The 19397-nt window shown below is 50.3% G+C and carries 20 protein-coding genes and 1 other annotated feature; of the genes, 5 read left to right on the top strand and 15 right to left on the bottom strand.

What is annotated here, in order from left to right; genetic code table 11:
- Window positions 1–61: 61 nt before the first annotated feature.
- Window positions 62–260, bottom strand: a binding site (T-box leader).
- Window positions 261–473: 213 nt separating this feature from the next.
- On the bottom strand, window positions 474–1283 hold the full coding sequence (gene fdhD / locus BCOA_RS30045) for a formate dehydrogenase accessory sulfurtransferase FdhD (protein ID WP_014097714.1): 810 nt from the start codon (window positions 1281–1283) through the stop codon (window positions 474–476).
- A gap of 242 nt (window positions 1284–1525) precedes the next feature.
- Between fdhD and fdhF the strand changes: the two genes are divergently transcribed.
- Complete coding sequence (gene fdhF, locus BCOA_RS30040) at window positions 1526–4468, top strand: formate dehydrogenase subunit alpha (RefSeq protein ID WP_014097713.1); 2943 nt, start codon at window positions 1526–1528, stop codon at window positions 4466–4468.
- Between the two features lie 16 nt (window positions 4469–4484).
- Window positions 4485–5012: a DUF1641 domain-containing protein gene (locus BCOA_RS30035; RefSeq protein WP_014097712.1), complete on the top strand. Its 528-nt coding sequence runs from the start codon at window positions 4485–4487 to the stop codon at window positions 5010–5012.
- A gap of 41 nt (window positions 5013–5053) precedes the next feature.
- Here BCOA_RS30035 and BCOA_RS30030 read toward each other — a convergent pair whose 3' ends face one another.
- The 13 genes from BCOA_RS30030 to acsA all read right to left on the bottom strand — a co-directional run bounded on the left by BCOA_RS30030 (window position 5054) and on the right by acsA (window position 15329).
- Window positions 5054–6055, bottom strand: a complete 1002-nt coding sequence (locus BCOA_RS30030) for a ThiF family adenylyltransferase (RefSeq protein ID WP_014097711.1) — start codon at window positions 6053–6055, stop codon at window positions 5054–5056.
- A 2-nt stretch (window positions 6056–6057) separates the two neighbouring features.
- Entirely contained in the window at window positions 6058–6546 is a 489-nt protein-coding gene (moaC, locus tag BCOA_RS30025; protein ID WP_014097710.1) for a cyclic pyranopterin monophosphate synthase MoaC, read from the bottom strand.
- Between the two features lie 3 nt (window positions 6547–6549).
- A complete protein-coding gene (gene moaD, locus BCOA_RS30020; RefSeq protein WP_026104495.1) occupies window positions 6550–6780 on the bottom strand; it encodes a molybdopterin converting factor subunit 1 in 231 nt (76 codons plus the stop codon).
- On the bottom strand, window positions 6780–7232 hold the full coding sequence (locus tag BCOA_RS30015) for a molybdenum cofactor biosynthesis protein MoaE (RefSeq protein WP_014097708.1): 453 nt from the start codon (window positions 7230–7232) through the stop codon (window positions 6780–6782). The genes moaD and BCOA_RS30015 overlap by 1 nt, the downstream gene beginning before the upstream one ends.
- A gap of 4 nt (window positions 7233–7236) precedes the next feature.
- Window positions 7237–7719: a molybdopterin-guanine dinucleotide biosynthesis protein B gene (mobB, locus tag BCOA_RS30010; RefSeq protein ID WP_014097707.1), complete on the bottom strand. Its 483-nt coding sequence runs from the start codon at window positions 7717–7719 to the stop codon at window positions 7237–7239.
- Window positions 7679–8977, bottom strand: a complete 1299-nt coding sequence (locus tag BCOA_RS30005; RefSeq protein ID WP_164931353.1) for a molybdopterin molybdotransferase MoeA — start codon at window positions 8975–8977, stop codon at window positions 7679–7681. Before BCOA_RS30005 ends, mobB begins: the two co-directional genes overlap by 41 nt.
- A complete protein-coding gene (locus BCOA_RS30000) occupies window positions 8880–9554 on the bottom strand; it encodes a molybdenum cofactor guanylyltransferase (RefSeq protein ID WP_014097705.1) in 675 nt (224 codons plus the stop codon). Before BCOA_RS30000 ends, BCOA_RS30005 begins: the two co-directional genes overlap by 98 nt.
- Window positions 9551–10051 carry a MogA/MoaB family molybdenum cofactor biosynthesis protein gene (locus tag BCOA_RS29995; protein WP_014097704.1) on the bottom strand — a complete coding sequence of 167 codons (501 nt, stop codon included), beginning with the start codon at window positions 10049–10051 and terminating at the stop codon, window positions 9551–9553. Before BCOA_RS29995 ends, BCOA_RS30000 begins: the two co-directional genes overlap by 4 nt.
- A gap of 4 nt (window positions 10052–10055) precedes the next feature.
- The gene (gene moaA, locus BCOA_RS29990; RefSeq protein WP_014097703.1) at window positions 10056–11057 is read right to left on the bottom strand and encodes a GTP 3',8-cyclase MoaA; all 1002 of its coding nucleotides are present in this window, start codon (window positions 11055–11057) and stop codon (window positions 10056–10058) included.
- A gap of 200 nt (window positions 11058–11257) precedes the next feature.
- On the bottom strand, window positions 11258–11986 hold the full coding sequence (locus tag BCOA_RS29985; protein ID WP_237340677.1) for a sulfate/molybdate ABC transporter ATP-binding protein: 729 nt from the start codon (window positions 11984–11986) through the stop codon (window positions 11258–11260).
- Window positions 11934–12653 carry a molybdate ABC transporter permease subunit gene (gene modB, locus BCOA_RS29980; protein ID WP_014097701.1) on the bottom strand — a complete coding sequence of 240 codons (720 nt, stop codon included), beginning with the start codon at window positions 12651–12653 and terminating at the stop codon, window positions 11934–11936. The genes BCOA_RS29985 and modB overlap by 53 nt, the downstream gene beginning before the upstream one ends.
- Window positions 12654–12656: 3 nt before the next feature.
- Window positions 12657–13445, bottom strand: coding sequence for a molybdate ABC transporter substrate-binding protein (gene modA / locus BCOA_RS29975; RefSeq protein ID WP_029141441.1), 789 nt, complete (start codon window positions 13443–13445; stop codon window positions 12657–12659).
- 165 nt (window positions 13446–13610) lie between these two features.
- Window positions 13611–15329 (bottom strand): acetate--CoA ligase, encoded by a 1719-nt coding sequence (gene acsA, locus BCOA_RS29970; protein ID WP_014097699.1) that lies wholly within the window; start codon window positions 15327–15329, stop codon window positions 13611–13613.
- Window positions 15330–15552: 223 nt separating this feature from the next.
- On the opposite strand from acsA, the gene BCOA_RS29965 reads away from it, so the two are divergent.
- Genes BCOA_RS29965 through BCOA_RS29955 form a run of 3 tightly spaced genes read left to right on the top strand, consistent with a single transcriptional unit; the run spans window position 15553 to window position 18011 of the window.
- Entirely contained in the window at window positions 15553–16185 is a 633-nt protein-coding gene (locus BCOA_RS29965) for a GNAT family N-acetyltransferase (protein ID WP_013859974.1), read from the top strand.
- A gap of 27 nt (window positions 16186–16212) precedes the next feature.
- Window positions 16213–16860 (top strand): acetoin utilization AcuB family protein, encoded by a 648-nt coding sequence (locus tag BCOA_RS29960; protein ID WP_014097698.1) that lies wholly within the window; start codon window positions 16213–16215, stop codon window positions 16858–16860.
- Window positions 16857–18011: an acetoin utilization protein AcuC gene (locus BCOA_RS29955; protein WP_014097697.1), complete on the top strand. Its 1155-nt coding sequence runs from the start codon at window positions 16857–16859 to the stop codon at window positions 18009–18011. Before BCOA_RS29960 ends, BCOA_RS29955 begins: the two co-directional genes overlap by 4 nt.
- 95 nt (window positions 18012–18106) lie before the next feature.
- Here BCOA_RS29955 and ccpA read toward each other — a convergent pair whose 3' ends face one another.
- On the bottom strand, window positions 18107–19105 hold the full coding sequence (gene ccpA, locus BCOA_RS29950) for a catabolite control protein A (protein WP_014097696.1): 999 nt from the start codon (window positions 19103–19105) through the stop codon (window positions 18107–18109).
- Between the last annotated feature and the right edge of the window lie 292 nt (window positions 19106–19397).

Here is a 19397-nt window from a genome sequence, read left to right as displayed (position 1 = left end):
CATGAAACCTGTATGCTGCCTTCTTTTTCCTGTAAACAATAAAAACGCCCCTCCGTCAAAACGAAGGGACGATTGTATCGCGTTACCACCCAACTTGAGAATTGCTTCTCCACTCATTTGGATAACGGCTGGGGGCCGTCTGCCGTATCCGGCAAAAGCTCCGGGGTGTAATTCGCCGCCTGCCTGTACCGGTTCGCACCAACCACCGGCTCTCTTGTATGCAGCAACAGGAAGCTACTTGATCCTTTCGACGCTTCATTCATCAAATTGTAAGTTATTTTTACCATATACATTTTGAAATGTCAACCTTGCCAAGCAGGCTGCACCAGCGCTTTCTTCAAATCCGGTAATGCCCATTTTAACCTTTCCTCATCCGGCAAAGGCCCTGTTCCGTCCCGAAGCACGCCTTCCAGCGTGTCTTCCCGTTTTCTTCCAACCCAAACCGTGCCTTTCCGATCGTATACACCCGGCAATCACCGGGCATGGGCGGCAACACCGGCAATCCGTTCCGGGCAGGTGTAAATATTCATCGACCCGCCGCGGATAAAGCCGATCGTGGTAATGCCGAGTTCTTCGGCGGATTCCAGGGCGAGTGTGGTGGGTGCCGATTTCGATAAAATCACCTCGCAGCCGATTTTGGCTGTCTTCAATAAAATTTCCGAGGAAATGCGCCCGCTGAATGCAAGGATTTTCCCTTTTGTGGAAACCTGATTTTTCAAACAATATCCGTAAATTTTATCAAGCGCGTTATGGCGGCCGATATCCATCCGGCTGACAAGGATCCCGCCGGCATCGCACAGCGCAGCATTATGGACGCCCCCTGTTTTTTTAAACACTTCGGCATTCTCCTGCAATGCTTCCATCAGCCGGAAACAATCATCAACTGTAATCCGGACGTGCACACCGTCCATTTTTTTCGCCGCCAGAGCATCATTGACAAAAACAAACGCCTGCCTGCTCATTCCACAGCAGGAGGTGATATAACGTTTATTTTGCAGCTGTTCGTAATAAGGATTAAGATGATCGGTCCGGACATGGACGAATCCTCCTTTTTCATCCGTCCAGATGTCGCGGATATCTTCATAGCGCCGGACAACCCTTTCCGACACAAGATAACCGACCGCCATGTCCTCGATATATTCAGGTGTGCACACCATCGTCACCCATTCCTGCCCATTCACTTTTAATGTCACCGGGAATTCCGTTGCGACTGTATCCAGCGCCCGTTCGAGCCTCCCGTTCTTGAAACGGAGAATTTCCCTCTGCGTGTCCACATTTTTCATGGGTTCAACAGCCCCCTGTCTATAATGTTTTATTTTAAAGGAATCAGATTAAAAACAAAAGCCGCCCGCTCAAATAGGCAAAACACTCTGATGGTTTGTTCATTTTTGCATCAGATGCTAGAATAAAAAAAGAGAATGATAGTTTTATTTTTGCAAAGGTTTGGTATAAGTAACAGAGTTGCCGGTTTTTTGTATTCTTTTCTGAAGGCCTGCCTTCACTGTTTGCAAAAGGAGGAAAAGAAATGGAAACCAAATCGATTCACATCACGATTGATGGCCGGGATTATGAAGCCCGCCCCGGTGAGAAAATCATCGATGTGATCAACCGGAATGATATTTTTCATCCACAAATTTGCTATTACCCGGAAGTAGATCCAATCCAAACTTGTGACACTTGTATTGCGGAAGTGAACGGGGAATTGATGCGCACCTGTTCGACGGTCGCGGAAGACGGCATGGTGGTCCGCCTCAGCGATGACCGGTCGGAAGCAGCCCGGCATGAAGCGATGGACAGGATTCTCGCCAACCACCTTTTATACTGTACGGTGTGCGACAATAACAACGGCAACTGCATCGTCCACAATACAACGGAAAAAATGGGCATCGAACATCAGAAATATCCGTTCACGCCAAAAACGGACGCAAGCGGGGTCGACTATTCCAACCCGTTTTACCGGTACGACCCGAACCAGTGCATCGCATGCGGGAGATGCGTGGAAGCCTGCCAAAATCTGCAGGTGAACGAAACGCTTTCCATTGACTGGGAAGCAGAACGCCCGCGCGTCATTTGGGATAACGGCGTTCCGATCAACGAATCGTCATGCGTTTCCTGCGGGCATTGCGTCACCGTCTGCCCTTGCAATGCACTGATGGAAAAATCGATGCTCGGCGAGGCAGGCTATTTAACCGGGCTTGAAGAGGATCTGCTCGACCCGATGATTGATCTTGTGAAAAAAGTCGAACCGGGTTACGGCAGCATTTTTGCCATATCCGAAATCGAAGCTTCGATGCGCGAACAGCGCACGAAAAAAACGAAAACCGTTTGCACCTTCTGCGGTGTCGGCTGCACATTTGAAGTATGGACAAAGGGCCGGAAAATTTTAAAAATCGAACCGAAGCATGAAGGCCCGGTAAACGCCATCTCCACTTGCATCAAAGGAAAATTCGGCTGGGATTTTGTCAATTCCGATAAACGGCTGACAAAACCGCTTGTCCGCAAAGACGGTAAATTTGTAGAAACATCATGGGATGAAGCGCTCAGCGTGGTGGCAAGCCGGCTGAAAGAAATCCATTCGCAATACGGAAAAGATGCGGTCGGTTTTATTTCTTCTTCAAAAGTCACCAATGAAGAAAACTATTTAATGCAAAAGCTGGCGCGCCAGGTATTTGAAACCAACAATGTCGACAACTGTTCGCGCTATTGCCAGTCGCCAGCAACGGACGGCCTGCTCAGAACCGTTGGCATGGGCGGCGACAGCGGCACGATTAAAGATATTGCCTCAGCCGGTCTTGTCATAATTGTCGGCGCGAACCCGGCGGAAGCCCACCCGGTCCTTGCAACTCGCATCAAACGGGCCCATAAACTGCACGGCCAGAAACTGATTGTTGCCGATATGCGCAAAAACGAAATGGCAGAGCGCGCTGATCTTTTTATCCATCCGAACCAGGGCACAGACCAGGTATGGCTGATGGCGGTGACGAAATATATCATCGACCAAGGCTGGCATGATGAAAACTTCATTGCGGAAAAAGTGAACTTTTTTGATGAATTTAAAGAAACGCTTGAAAAATACACGCTCGACTACGCTGAAAAGATGACCGGAATCCCGAAGGAAACGCTGATCCAAATCGCCGAAATGATCCATCAGGCAGACGGAACATGTATCCTCTGGGGCATGGGCGTCACGCAAAATACAGGTGGTTCCGATACGTCCGCTGCTATTTCCAATCTGCTTCTTGCAACCGGAAACTATACACGTCCGGGTACAGGCGCTTATCCACTGCGCGGGCATAACAACGTGCAAGGCGCATGCGATATGGGCACGCTGCCGGGATGGCTGCCGGGCTACCAGCATGTGGAGGATGATGCGGCACGCGAAAAATTTGAAAAAGCGTACGGCGTCAAAATCAGCAACAAACCGGGACTGAACAATATTGAAATGCTGCATGCGATTGCAGCCGGGCAGTTAAAAGCGATGTATATCATCGGCGAAGACATGGCGCTTGTCGACTCCGACGCCAACCATGTAAGCGAGGAACTTTCCAATCTTGACTTTCTTGTCGTCCAGGATGTCTTTTTCTCAAAAACGGCCCAATATGCGGATGTTATTTTGCCTGCAGCCCCGTCGCTTGAAAAAGAAGGCACCTTTACAAACACGGAACGCCGTGTGCAACGGCTATACCAGGCGCTCCCGGCTTTGGGCGAATCCAAACCGGACTGGTGGATTATCCAGGAAGTGGCAAAACGACTCGGCGCAGACTGGAATTACAGCCACCCGGGCGAAATATTTGCCGAAATGGCCAGCCTGACCCCGCTGTTTGCACAGGCAGACTACGACAAATTGGAAGGCTGGAACAGTTTCCTTTGGGGAAGCCTCGATGGTGCCAATACCCCGCTTCTTTACAAGGACGGCTTCCCGTTCCCGGACGGCAAAGCGCGGTTTGCCCTGACAGACTGGGTAAAACCGGCCGAATTTCCGGAACAATACGATTTGCATATTAATAACGGCCGGATGCTGGAACAGTTCCACGAAGGCAATCTGACCAATAAATCGGAAGGCATCGAATCAAAAGTCCCGGGCGTATTCGTTGAAGTGTCGCCGGAGCTTGCAAAAGAACGCAATCTCGACACCGGAGACCTTGTCCGCGTCACTTCCCCGTTCGGCTCGCTGCAACTGCATGTGCTGGTCACAGATCGCGTGCAGGGCAAAGAACTATACTTACCGATGCACTCGACGGAAAAAGAATCGGCGATCAACTTCTTAACCGGGCCGATTTACGATAAACGGCAAAGCACACCGGCGTTTAAACAAACGAAAGTGAAGATGGAACTGATCCGAAAAGGTGGGGAGTCACCACTGCCGAAATCAAACCACCGCGATAAGAAACGCAATCCTACACGCGGCGTGGAAGTCGAACGCAAATGGCAGCGCGAAGGCTATCAACCATTAACAGACGTACACTAAGAGAGGGGGAAAAAGGATGGCCGCTCCGATCACAGAGATTGCAAGACAGCAGCCGACGGAAGAAGAAGTCACCCGGCAAAAGCTCGAGGAATTGGAAAAACTGGTTGCCGATCATAAAGAGGCGTTTGAAAATTTGATCCGGCTGATCGATGATTTCAATGATACCGGCGCACTGGAAGCCGCAAATGCAATGATTCTCGCAAAAAATGATATTTTAAAAATCGTCCTTGAGCAATTATCCCGGGAACAGGTCGTTAACCTGATCAACATGCTGCTCGGCACGGCCGGCGTCTTTATGAAAGCCGACCACGACCTTATTATCCACTTGATGAACGGTGTAGCATCAGGCTTTGATGAAGGCAAACAATTCATTGGCTCGGAGGAAAAAGTGACATTGTTCGGGCTGCTGAAATCGTTGAGCGACCCGGACGTCAACCGGGCAGTCGGTTTCGCCATTTCCTTTTTGAAGGGCATGGGAAAGGCGCTCCAGGAACCGGTGCCGAAAAAAGAAGACGTGGATAATGAAACATTGGCAAATATTTAACGCCATTCGAAAAGGAAGCACGGAAATGCGTGCTTCCTTTTTCATTGAAAATATTTTTGGTAGAGCGAACGGGCCTCTCTCTTATCTTTCGTACCGTGAATGAGCATCCTGCCGTCCGGAAATAAAACCGTCCGGTGGCCTTCAAGCGCGGTGATCATTAAGTAGCCGTTATACTCTACGGCAGCACCGCCCGCTTTCATCTCCCGCGCCATGTTTTCAAGCTCGAACGCGCCCGGATGACGGATTTGTACTGTATCCCGCCCGCATAGCACATCAGCCGATGATTGGGATTGTAGGGCCGGATAGACCGGATGCCCCCCGCATGACGGACAGTCCTTATTTTTCATTTTTCCTGCTTTGATGAAATGATGTTCGCCTTGCCAAATATCAAAAACGGCAACGGAATCGCGCGGCTTTTCCCCGGAAAGCAGTTTTAAAGCTTCCGTTGTCTCGTAAGCCGCAGTCATTTGCACAGCCGGCGCGATAATGCCTGCTGTATCGCACGTCGCGTGGTAAGCGGGGAGATGGCCAATCAGGCAGCGGAGGCAAGGCGTTTCGCCGGGAATGATCGGAAACGAAACACCACAGCTGCCGACGCAGGAGCCGTAAATCCACGGGATCCGGTATTTTTGCGCCAGGTCATTCACATAAAAGCGCGTCTCAAAATTATCGGTCCCGTCAATGATCACATCAACGCCTTCTTCCAAAATAGAAAGCAATTTCGGATCAAATGCATCGATCACATGCGCCTCGATACGGATGGTGCTGTTGATGGCTTTAAGCCGGTTTTTTGCAGCGATCGCTTTTGGCAAATGGTTGCGCGCATCTTCTTCGCAGTACAAATTTTGCCGCTGCAAATTCGTTTCATCGACATAGTCGCGGTCCACCATCGTGATTTTTCCGACCCCCGCCCGCGCCAAGCTTTCCGCAACAGCGGAGCCGAGCGCGCCGGCGCCAATTATGAGCACATGGCCTTTTGAAATGTTTTGCTGTCCGTTTTCACCGATCGGGGCAAACAGTATTTGCCGGGAATACCGTTCCATGCTCATTCCTCCTGCCTGATAAAATGCCCGCTTTTTCCGCCTGTTTTTTCGATCAGATAGGTCGGCCCGATGACCATGCCTTTGTCCAGTGCCTTGCACATATCATAGACGGTCAGCGCACATACGGACGCCGCTGTCAAAGCTTCCATTTCCACGCCCGTTTGCCCTTTCGTTTTGGCCGTTGTTTCGATGTCAAGGCGATACCCGTCTTCCCGTTTTTGCCAGCTGAACGAAATGTCAACGCCTGTCAGAGGCAACGGGTGGCACATCGGAATGACATCCGCCGTTTTTTTCGCGCCCATAATGCCGGCCACCTGCGCGACGGCAAGCACGTCCCCTTTTTTGATTTTAAAGTTTGTAATCTGTTCATAGACTTCCTTTGAAACGAGCACACTGCTTTTTGCACGCGCCGTCCTGGAGGTTTCCGGTTTTGCCGTTACATCGACCATTTTGGCGCGGCCCTGTTCGTTCATATGCGTCAAGTTTCCCATTTTTCAACCTCCGCTGACCGGCGGAATGAGGGCAACGGTATCGCCGCTATGGACCATTTCCTCATCGCGGGCAAATTCTTCGTTCACGGCCACCATCACCGCGTCCTGCTGCAAAATCCCTTTTTCCGCAAGCGTCTCGCGCAGTTCGCCGACCGTCATATTTTCGCCATTGATTTCCATTTCAGAACGGCCAGCCTGTTCTTTTAAATGAGCAAATAACAATACTTTAATCATCATTCAAACGCCTCCGGTGCCCCTGATTCGTAAAAAACCGTTTCCTTTTGGTTGCCAACCCACATTTCGCCGTTTTCCCAATGTTCTTTTTTCCAGATCGGCACCATTTCTTTGATTCTTTCAATTGCGTACCGGTTTGCCCGGTAGGCCTCATCTCGGTGCGGGGCGGAAACCGCAATCGCAACCGCAATGTCGGAGATGTCGAGGCGTCCGATCCGGTGCACGATGGCCGTTTTGGCTGCCGGGAACTGCTGCCGGATTTCGGCACCGATTTGTTCCAATTTTTTCCGGGCCATTGGTTCGTATGCTTCATATTCCAGATACAATGTTTTCTTTCCTTTTGTCATTTCCCGGACAGTGCCGATAAAAGTGACAATAGCGCCCGCATTCCGGTCGGCAACAGCCTGGATCAGTTTGGAAACATCCACCGGTTCTTTTACAATTTCAAACATACTTTCACTCCTTTAAAAACGCTTCAACCCATTCAATGCAGCTTTTCCGGTCAAAAAGTTTTATGCAGCCGGATAACGCCGGATTCAGGCTGAAGGCGGCCCGCACATTCGGCAGGCTGAGCAAATCCCTGTCTTGTTCATCACGGAGGCAGACCACTTTCGGATAGGGCGCGTATTTGTAGCCTTCAATCAGCAGCAAATCAAGCGGCAATGTCTCGTACCAGCCGATGAGCTGCTCCAGTGCGAGTCCTTGATCGACATGCACAGCGAGAACAAACAAGCCGTCCCCTTCCACCCCGGCTGCCTGGGCGCCCGCTTCAAAGTGCCGCGTGGAATCTTTGCCGGGGGCGAGCAACGGCTTCCCGCCATGGCCGTGGTGTTTTAGTGTGCCGACCCGGTATCCGTTATCCGCCAACACCCGTGTCCAAAGTTCGGCAAGGGCGGTTTTACCGCTGTCTTTGCGGCCTGCGATCTGTAATATTTTCATCCCACAGCGGCGCCCCTTCCCCGTCTTCCAGCATCAGCACATCGACCATCGTCCCTTTTGTAAAGCCGCGGGACCCGCCCGGCAGCACAATCAAAGCATCCGCCTCTATTAAAGAGGAAACAATATTCGATTTGTCCCTTCTTACCGGAAGCGCGTGCAGCAGGCCTTCCTGATAAGAAAGTTTGGCGCGGACAAACCGGGTAAACGGGTTTGGTTTCGGGAAATCCTCCCCAAGTAAGGCCTGCGTTTTTTTCAAATAAACATTTCGTTCGCCAAGCATCGTTTTTAAGTACGGGCGGACAAACAGTTCAAAACCGACATAGCAGGCGGACGGATTGCCGGAGAGGCCGAAAAGAATTTTCCCGTCCAGTTCGGCTGCCGATGTCACGCTGCCGGGGCGCATCGCCACTTTATTGAATAAAAGCGTTGCCCCCAGCTTTTCGTAGACTTTCGGAATATAGTCAAAATCGCCGACTGAAACACCGCCCGTTGTCATGACGATATCCGCTTCCTTCACCGCCTGCCTGACCGCTTCATATGTTTCCTCGAAATCATCTTTCACAAGCCGGTAAAAAACCGGTTCGCCCCCGGCGCGGATGATTTGCCCCCAGAGCATATAGGCATTGCTGTTACGGATTTTCCCTTTTTCGAGCGGTTCACCGACTTCAAGCAGTTCGGATCCCGTCGCAATCACAGCAGCTTTCGGTTTTTTTGTGACCGGTACTTCTGTCATCCCGAAAGTTGCAAGGGTCGCCATTACGCCCGGATTAACGATCGTGCCTTTCGGGACAAGCACTTCGCCTTTTTTCATATCTTCGCCAATGCCGACAATGTTCTCACCGGGCCGGACTTTCCGTTTTATCTGCACAAATGTTTTCCCATTTTGCACTACTTCTTTTGTGAGTTCCACCATAATCACGGCATCCGCCCCGTCCGGGATAGCGGCGCCAGTCATGATTTTCACGGCTTGATTCGGCTTTATCCCTTCATCCCATGTAAAACCTGCCCCGATTGTGGCGACCACTTCAAGGAGAACAGGGTGATCCGCGCCCGCTTCAAGCGTAGATCCGGAAAAAATCGCATACCCGTCATATGGCGACCGTTTAAACCACGGCACGTCATGGGTTGCAGCCAAATCTTCGGAAAGCACTCGGTTAAAACTAGTCTGAATCGGCACAAGCTCCTTTTCGCCTGTAAGCGGATGGGCCATCACTTTGCGGATGGCCTCCGCCACTTTGATTGGTTTTCTCATCAACATCACCGGCTTCTTTTTGTTGTAAAATATAATCTTCTTTTGTATTGATATTGGCAAACACCATTTCCTGCGCAAAATCGATACATTTCAGGCGGCAGCGTGCAAAAAGTGCCCGCATGCTGAGGCGGTCTGTTTCCAGCTGCTCCCTTATTTTTTCTTTCACGCTGTTGTGAAAAACGGCAACGAGTGGCTGAATTCTCCCCTCTGTCCGGGCCACGATGGCGTCATATGCCGGATCGCGTTCTTGAAGCAGCCGGGCAACCGTTCTTTTTCCGATCCACGGCGTATCGCACGGCAACACAGCGTACCACCGGGCGTCCACTGCCATCATCGCCGAATAAATGCCGGCGAGCGGACCTTTTCCCCGGTATCGGGGGAGATCACAAATCACCGCAATCGGCCGGTTGCGCGGGATTTTTTCCGCAAGCTCGGGCCGCGCCACCACAACGATCGCGTCAGTTCCGGCGAGCGCATCCACGCTGCGTGCGACCATGGCTTTGCCACCGATTTTCGCAAGCGATTTTTCGCCGCCGAACCGGCTCGACTTCCCGCCGGCCAGCACAATTCCGGCTGTATTCATTGCCGGTTGAGCTCCCAGACGATATGCTTTAATTCCGGCAAAATGAGTTTTTTCATGGCGAGGGACACGGCGTTGCTGGAGCCCGGCATCGAAAATACGGCTTTTTTCCCGATTGTGCCGGCAAGCGCTTTGCTGAGCATCGAGGCGCTTCCGATTTCTTCATAACTTAAATAGCGGAACAGCTCGCCAAAACCTGGCATTTCTTTATCGAGGAGCGGCCGGACCGTTTCAACCGTCACATCCCGTTTCGTAAAGCCGGTGCCGCCGTTCAGCAAAATGGCATTGATGGTTCCTTTCGTCTGTAAAACCGCCTGTCTGATTTGTTCCGCTTCGTCTTTTACGATGCTGTATTCCGCCGCTTCCGTCCCTTCCTGTTTTAACAAATCTATGATTAGCCTGCCGCTTTTATCTGTTTCTTCCGTCCGGGTATCGGAAACGGTGATCACTTTGCACAGCACCGGAATATCGGCCAGTTGTTTATGTTCTTTCGTGCTCAACCCTTTACCCTCCAATATACGACATTTCGATTCGTTTTCCTTTCATCGTCGGGTTTTTCCCCCGTTCTTGTGAATAGCGGTCCACCCGGTTTTGCCATACGCCTGCAATGCGGGCAGCCAGCATTTCATCGCTTGCGCCTTCTCTTATTGCCCCAAGCAGGTCCGTGCCTTGTGCGGCAAACAGACAGGTGTATATTTTCCCGTCTGCCGACAGCCGCAAGCGTGTACAGTCGCCGCAAAAAGGCTGGGATACGGATGAAATGAAGCCGACTTCCGTATCTGTCCCTTTGTAACGGTACCGTTTGGCAACTTCCCCGTAATAATTTTCTTTCAACGGTTCAAGCGGCATTTCTTTTGAAATCATGTTGAGAATTTCTTTGCTGGTCACGACTTCATCCAGCTTCCATCCGTTCAGGGAGCCGACATCCATAAATTCGATAAAACGGAGGGAAATCCCTTTTTCCTTGAAATAGGCGGCCATCGGTAAAATTTGCGAATCGTTCATCCCTTTTTTGACCACCATATTCACTTTGACTTTGATGCCCTGGCGGATGGCTTCCTCTATCCCTTCCAAAATTCTTGCCGGTTTTGCCCCAACGCCGTTGATGGCTGGAAAGATTTCCGGATCGAGGGCATCCAGGCTGACATTGATGCGCGAAAGGCCGGCCTTTTTTAACGGTGCGGCATATCTTTTCAACAGAAAGCCGTTCGTTGTCACCGATAAATCTTCAAGGCCGTCGATTTGATGGAGCATGGCCACAAGCTGATCGATGTCTTTCCGCAGCAAAGGCTCCCCGCCCGTCAGCCGGATTTTCCGGACGCCAAGGGATACAAAAAGTCTCGCAAGGCGCGTGATTTCTTCAAATGTCATGAGTTCGGACCGGTTCATAAAACAATATTTCTGGCCGTTATCGGCAGGCATGCAGTACGTGCAACGGAAATTGCAGCGGTCCGTTACCGAAATTCGCAAATCCAAAAGCGGCCGGTTCAGCATATCGGTCAGCATGTTCTCCATCATCTCCGTTTTAAATTCTGTTTTCCTGTTAGAAATGGACATTTACCAAATGTTTGCAGGCGCCCGGCTGCCATTCTTAACGCCAAAGTTCCACTACCAATTGTGAGGCACACGCACTGTTCATGGTTTGTCATACATCGTGAACCCGGGCATCTGCCGGGTGGCACACCTCTTTCTTCGATCCCCGGCTTTCATATTCTGATAGCTGCAGGGTTCCGGGCATCTTGCCGGGCGACGGCGTGTTTCAGCACCTCTTTTTTCGGGTCCTGCTGTAATACTTTCCCATTTCTGTACAAAATGACATTGTCACAAAGCAGATCAGCCTCTGCCATATTGTGGGTAACCAGTAAAACGACCCCGTGAAAATGATCGTGAAGAAACGATAAAAATTCTTCCATCACAAGTTCCTTCGTGTCCGGGTCCAATGCGGAAAAAGGTTCATCCAAAAGCAGGCAGGAAGGCTCGGTGATAAGCGTCCTCGCAAGTGCCACCCGCTGCTTTTGCCCACCGGACAGTTCAGCAGGGTAGCGGTTTTCAAAACCTTCCATTTTGATTTTTTTCAGAAAAGCAGCCGTCTTCTCTTCTATTTCCTTTTTTGGCCGCCCTTTTAAACCAAATGCAAGATTTTGTTTTACCGTTAAATGCGGAAAAAGGGCGTAATGCTGGAACATATACCCCGTATGGCGGTGCCGCGTCTTGATATCCATATGCTTTTCTTTATCAAATAATATCCGGCCGTTTAGTTCAATCTTTCCTTCATCGGGCTTGTCGATCCCGGCAATGCACTCCAGCGTCAGGCTTTTGCCGCTTCCGGACGGTCCTAAAATGCCGGTGACGCCGGGACCCGCCTCAAACGCGATATCCAGCTCAAATTCCGGAAATGTTTTTTTGATGTTTACGCGAAGCATGCCTACTGCCACCCCTCCCCATCTTTTTTTCCATCCGCTTAATGCCGTACAGGACGGCCAGCGATAAAAACGTCATGATCGCAACGAGGAGCCCTGCCGTCCGTTCGTCCCCGTTCATCAGGCAATTGTAAATGGCAATGGACATCGTTTCTGTTTTTCCCGGAATACTGCCGGCCACCATTAATGTTGCCCCGAAATCGCCAAGGGCGCGCGCAAATGCGAGCATGACGCCACTTGTGAGCCCCCGCCACGACAAAGGGATCATGACGGAAAAAAAGATATTCCATTCCGTTCGCCCCAAAAGGCGTGCAGCATGAAGGAGCGATTCATCAATACCGGCAAAAGCCGTGCGCGCCGACTGGATGAAAAATGGAATGGAGACGCACATTGCCGCAATGACCGCTCCTGTCTGCGTAAACACAATCGTCACGCCGAATTGTTGTTCAAGAAACCGGCCGAGCACACTTTGCCTTCCGAGAATGACGAGTAGATAGTAGCCGAGCACGGTCGGCGGCAGCACAATCGGAAGCGTCAGCAAAGCGTCTGCCACATCCGCCGCTTTTCCCTCCGACCGGCTTAATAGATAGGCTGCCAACAGTCCGGGGATAAGGGAAAAAACGGTTGAAAGCAATGCTACTTTAAAAGACAGATAAATGGGAAATAAATCGATCTGTCCCACTTGTTACTGCCCCGCAGACACTGCATAGCCGTATTTTTTCATCGTATTTTGCGCTTCCCTGCCGGCTAAATAATGCACAAATTTCTTCGCGATTTCCTGCTTTTTCGAGCTTTTCACAACCGCTGCCGTCTGTTTCAGCGGATTGTACAGGCTGCTTGAAATGCTGGCAATAGCCAGCTTTTCACCTTGCGCAAGAGAAAGAGAAACGATGCCGGCTTCTGTATTTCCCGATTTTACGTATGTGAGAGTATCTGAAATATTTTTGGCGTAAACCAATTTTGATTTCACTTCATCCCAAATCCCCGCTTTTTGAAGCGCTTGTTTTGCCGCCAATCCGTATGGCGCTGTTTCCGGGTTGGCAATGGCAATTTTTTTCACCTCAGGGCGGGTTAAATCTTTAAGGCTGCGGATGGAAAGATGGCTGCCCTGTTTGGCGGCAATCCCGATTTTCCCGTATGCGTAGACGGTTTTTGTGCCAGGAACGAGCATGTTTTTATCCGCCAGCTGGTTGACGTAATCCGCGTTCGCCGCCGCAAACACATCATACGGCGCGCCGTTTTCAATTTGCTGCTCCAGCTCGCCGGATGCGGCAAAAACAAGTTTCACCTTGATGCCGGTCTGTTTTTCAAACTGTTTGCTGATTTGCCGGAAAGATTTTGTCAAATCTGAAGCTGCCGCCACATTGATTTCTGTTTGTTTCGATTGCTTCTTGGCTGAGCCGGATGCACTCCCTTGTGCGGAACAGCCCGCAAGCAGGAAAAGGCAAAGCAACGTCATACCGAACCTTTTCATATTGAACACCAACCTTAACTTTTATAAAAGGATATGTTTTTATGATAGCGGAATATTTTTTCTTTCTCAATTTTTTCACTTACCTGGGGATTTTTCCACTGTTCCGTATCACTGAAACCTTTAGATAGAAAAACCGGGCAGCACTAAAGCTGTCCGGTTGCTTACTCAATCTTCCATTGTCGAAAGGTCGCCGGTCGGCAGGTCCAGTTCCCAGGCTTTCAGGACGCGGCGCATGATTTTCCCGCTCCGGGTTTTCGGCAGTTTTTCGCAAAACTCGATTTCCCGCGGCGCGGCATGGGCGGCCAACCCTTTTTTCACAAATTGGCGGATTTCTTCCTTCAGCTCATCTGACGGTTCGTATCCATCCCTTAAAGCGATAAAGGCTTTAATAATTTCGCCGCGGACCGGATCCGGCTTGCCGATGACGCCGGCTTCCGCAACGGCCGGATGTTCGATCAGTTTGCTTTCCACTTCAAACGGCCCGACCCTTTCGCCGGACGTCATGATGACATCGTCCACGCGGCCCTGGAACCAGAAATAGCCGTCCTCGTCCATATAAGCCGAGTCACCGGAAACGTACCAGCCGTTCGGGAAAAAGTAAGATTCATATTTTTGCGGGTTGTTCCAGATGGCACGCATCATGGAAGGCCAGCCTTTTTTAATGGCGAGATTGCCCATCCGGTTCGGCGGAAGCGGATTTCCCTGGTCATCAACAATGGCCGCTTCAATGCCAGGGAGCGGTTTCCCCATCGATCCCGGTTTGATATCCATGCAAGGATAGTTGCAGATCAGCTGTGCGCCGGTTTCCGTCATCCACCATGTATCATGGATGCGGAGCCCGAATACTTCATTGCCCCAGCGGATCACTTCCGGATTCAGCGGTTCACCGACACTTAAAATATGGCGCAATGTCGAGAGGTCATATTGGTTAATGATTTCATTGCCGGCCCCCATCAGCATCCGGAACGAAGTCGGGGCGCTGTACCAAACGGTGACGCCGAACCGTTCAATCGTTCTGTACCACGCTGCCGGGCTGAAGCGGCCGCCGACAACGACGTTTGTTGCGCCGTTTAACCATGGCGCAAACACGCCGTAAGAAGTTCCCGTTACCCATCCCGGGTCTGCCGTGCACCAGTAAATATCATCTTCTTTTAAATCAAGCACCCATTTTCCCGTCTGGTAATGCTGGATCATGGCATTATGGACATGGAGGACGCCTTTTGGCTTTCCGGTTGAACCGGACGTATAGTGGAGGATCAGCCCGTCTTCCCGGTCAACCCATTCGATTTCCAGTTTATCGGAAGCTTCGTTAAAATATTTCAGGTAGTCTTTGTACTTTCCTTCTTCTTTGACATTTTCCCCGACAACAAAGATGGTTTCCAATGCCGGAAGCTGGCCGGCCGGGACACGCCCGACAAGGTCAGGGGTTGTCACAAGCACTTTCGCTTCACTGTCTTCAAGGCGGTCTTTTACAGCCCCTTCCATAAACGCTTCAAACAGCGGGCCGACAATGGCGCCGAGCTTGATGGCGCCAAGCATGGCAAAATACAGTTCCGGCGAGCGCGGCATAAAGATGAAAACGCGGTCACCTTTTTGGACGCCCGCTTTTTCTTTTAAAACATTTGCCGCCTTGTTTGTCAGCCTTTTCATTTCATAGTAAGTATATTTCTCGTTGCGTGAATCACTTAAGTACATGAGCGCTACTTTATTTTTGCGGGAGCTTTCCGCATGTTTGTCAATGGCTTCATACGCCAGGTTGACACGCCCTGTTTCATACCATGAGAAATTTTTCTCGGCGTCTTTCCAGCTGAACGTTTTGCGGGTTTCTTCATAGTTTTTCAGATTGAAATCCCCTTGTACGGTTGGTAACGCTTCCAGTTGCATGTAAGGTCCCCCTTTGTTTAGATTCACACATTTATTATATATGAAAACTGTTTTATTCACAATTTAAAACTTCTTTCCGCAAATGCCACCATTGTGAACAATTCCGGAATTTCCCTTTTTCCATATTGTTTTTGTTCTGTAAACATGAGATGATGAAATTGTGAAATGAACGGTCATTCATCATACTGTTTTTTCTTTGATTTGTTCAAGGGATGGTGGAAAAATGGAACATAAGAAAACATATTATGCTATCGAATTGCCTACAAAAGCAGGGCCGCTTGTGATTGAAGGGCCGGTTCCCGGGAAAAGGCTTGCGGAAATGGAATTCCATGAAGACTTAAAAGCTTTCCGCCCCGCGCCGAAACAGCATGCTGCCCTGATTGAAATTGCCGACCTGCCGGAGGGGAGGATCATTCTGGCACGCAGCGGCAATACAATCGTCGGCTATGTCACGTTTCTTTTCCCGGACCCGCTCGAACGCTGGTCAGAGGGCCATATGGACAATCTTCTCGAACTCGGCGCAATCGAAGTCATTCCGGAATACCGGGGATGCGCTGTCGGCAAGCATTTGCTGAAAGTCTCCATGATGGACGACGCGATGGAAGATTATATTATTATCACGACCGAATATTACTGGCACTGGGATATGAAAGGAACCGGCCTGAACGTGTGGGAATACCGGAAGATGATGGAAAAAATGATGGCAGCAGGCGGCTTGAAATGGTTCGCCACGGACGATCCCGAAATTTGCTCGCATCCGGCAAACTGCCTAATGGTGCGGATCGGGAAAAGAGTCGATCAGGAATCGGTTGAAAAATTTGACCGGATCCGCTTTAAAAACCGGTATATGTACTAAAACTTCGGCAAAAGGGGATGGGTAAAGATGATTGTGGAAGAAATCATGCAAAAAGACGTCAAGACGCTGTCGCCCCGGCATACCGTACAGGACGCGCTAAAATTGATGCAGAAGGAACAGATCCGCCATATCCCGCTGCTCGACCAAAACGGCAAACTGTGCGGGGTCGTCACTGAACGTGACATCAAGGAAGTGGCGCCCAATCCGTTTTTCCCGGGCGAGCAGCTGGAAAAACTTTCGCTGCCGCTTGAAAAAATTATGAAAACGGACCTTTTGACAGGGCATCCGCTCGACTTTATCGAAGACATTGCCGCGCTCATGAATGACAACCGGATCGGCTGCCTGCCGATTCTTGAAAACGGGCAGCTGGCCGGGATTGTGACAGGGACCGATCTGCTTCAGACTTTTGTCGATCTGACCGGCGCAGGGCATCCGAGTTCGCAGATTGAAATCCGCGCACGCAACCGGACCGGCATCCTGCGCGATATTACCGAAATCATATACGAACATCATCTGAATATTTTAAGTGTGCTGATTTACCCCGACCGTAAAAATGAGGAAAACCGTGTGCTCGTGTTCCGGGTCAGCACGATGAACCCGGTGTCCCTCATTACGCATTTGAAGGAGGCCGGCTATGAAGTACTCTGGCCAAATATGCCGGGGATGCCGCGATGAAAGATGCTGTTTTCGTCTATTCCACCGATTTGCTGGCTTATCGTTTCCGCGATGACCACCCGTTTAACCAGATGCGGCTCCAATTGGTTAAAGAACTGCTCGAAGCGATCGGGGCTTTGAGTGGGGAGGATATTGTCAAACCACGGAAAGCTACTGATGAGGAACTGTTGCTCATCCATGACCCGTCATATGTGGAAGCCGTAAAACTGGCCGGGCATGGAAAACTTGATCCGGTCAAAGCAGAGAATTACGGGCTCGGGACAGAAGACACCCCTGTTTTCCCGAATATGCACGAAGCGAGCGCTTTAATCGCCGGCGGTACATTGCAGGCAGCCGAAGAAGTGATGTCGGGGAGGGCGCGGCATGCTCTGCACCTTGGCGGCGGGCTGCATCACGGATTCCGCGGCAAAGCTTCCGGATTTTGCATCTACAACGATACGGCAATTGCCATTAAATATTTGCGCAAACAATACGGCGCGCGCGTTCTTTATGTGGACACGGATGCCCACCACGGTGACGGCGTGCAGTGGGCTTTTTACGATGATGAAAATGTTTGTACGTTTTCCATCCACGAAACGGGCCGTTACCTTTTCCCTGGCACCGGCAATGTTAACGAATGGGGAACGGGAAAAGGATATGGCTATTCTTTCAATATTCCTTTGGATGCGTTTACAGAAGACGAATCATGGCTGGAATGTTATGCAAAAGCATTGGAAGAAATCGCAGCATACTTCAAGCCGGATGTACTGGTCACGCAAAACGGGGCGGATGCCCATTATTATGACCCGCTCACCCATTTGTCCGCGACGATGAACATTTACCGCGAAATTCCGAAACTGGCCCACAAAATGGCGCACGAATATTGTGAAGGCCGGTGGATTGCAACTGGCGGGGGCGGCTATGACATTTGGCGGGTCGTGCCGCGGGCCTGGTCGCTCATTTGGCTGGAAATGGCGGAAAGGGAAGGCGGAAGCGGAGAGATCCCTACTGCATGGCTTGAAAAATGGCAAAAAATCTCCCCCTACCCCCTGCCTGAAAGATGGGACGACCCGGTAGGTTTATACCGCCCGATCCCGCGCAAACCGGAAATTGAAGAAAAAAACCGGCTTGTGCTGAACCGGTTGCTGCAATTCATTAAACAGACAAAATAAAAAGCCGGCCCTGCCAGATCATTCTGGCAGCACCGGCCTTATTCATTCTATTCGTTTCAATGGTGAGCGTTACCGTTTACGCCCATGCTGCTTTTTTATTTTGTCGAATTCCGGTATTCCACACGGTGCGGCAGGATGACCTGGTTTTCCGTTACGGTTTCTTTGTTCATGTATTTCGTCAAAAGCCGCATTGAAACAGCACCGATATCATACAACGGCTGGACAACGGAAGTCAGCTGCGGGCGCACCATTTCAGCGAGACGCGTATTATCGGAAGAAACGACTTCCAGCTGTTCCGGAATGTTAACACCGGCATCAAGGGCGCCGTGGATTACGCCGAGTGCCATTTCATCGTTTCCGACAAACACGGCCGTAGGGGTCTTGTCCAATTCCTGAAGCCGTTGCCATGCTTCTATGCCGGAATCATATGTATAGTCCCCTTCCAGAACATAATCCTCATTGAATTCGATGCCCGCATTACGGAGCGCTTCTTTGTATCCTTCCAGGCGCAATTCGCGGTTGACCGCATCATGCAGCGGCCCGATTACCAATGCAATTTCCTTATGTCCCTTTTTGACAAATTCGCTGATCACTTCAATTGTCGCTTTTTTATAATCGATATTAACGGACGGAATTTTTCCCGTAGGTTCAATCGACCCGGCGAGTACGATCGGAACAGAAGATTTTTCAAATTCCTCAATATGCTCTTCCGTAATATTCCCGCTCATAAACACAATGCCGTCCACTTGTTTGCCGAGCATCGTGTTCAAAAGGCGCAGTTCCTTTTCCTTATTCTGGTCGGAATTGCTTAGAATAATATTGTATTTGTACATCGTTGCGATATCTTCAATCCCGCGGGCAAGTTCCGCATACAGCATATTCGACACATCCGGGATAATGACGCCTACGGTTGTCGTCTTTTTGCTGGCGAGGCCGCGTGCAACCGCATTCGGGCGATAGCCGAGCCGGTCGATCACTTCGAGCACTTTCTTCCTTGTTGTCGGTTTCACATTCGGGTTTCCGTTAACAACCCGCGACACCGTTGCCATGGAAACGTTGGCTTCACGGGCAACATCATAAATCGTAATGTTCATCTTTCAATCACTCTCCAATATACAAGTCCTGTTCATAGTTTTCACCATTCAGCCTGTCTTAAACATAGAAATGTAAGGCTTTTTCCTCTGGTGTATCGTACAAAAAAATGCCCAAACACGATCACGTTCGACACTTTTATCAGTTCATTAGACTTCTCATTATACCATATATGATAAGCCAGGCAAAAACTTCCTGCAAGGTTTGACACAAAATTGCCACATTCTTCACAAAGAATTTTAGGGGTAAAGACGACGTCTGGACGTTGGCGCCGCTTCTTTCGTGCCGTATGTA

The organism is Heyndrickxia coagulans 36D1 (genome assembly GCF_000169195.2).
Classification (GTDB): domain Bacteria; phylum Bacillota; class Bacilli; order Bacillales; family Bacillaceae_C; genus Weizmannia; species Weizmannia faecalis.
This window is presented reverse-complemented; position numbering and strand designations above follow the sequence as displayed.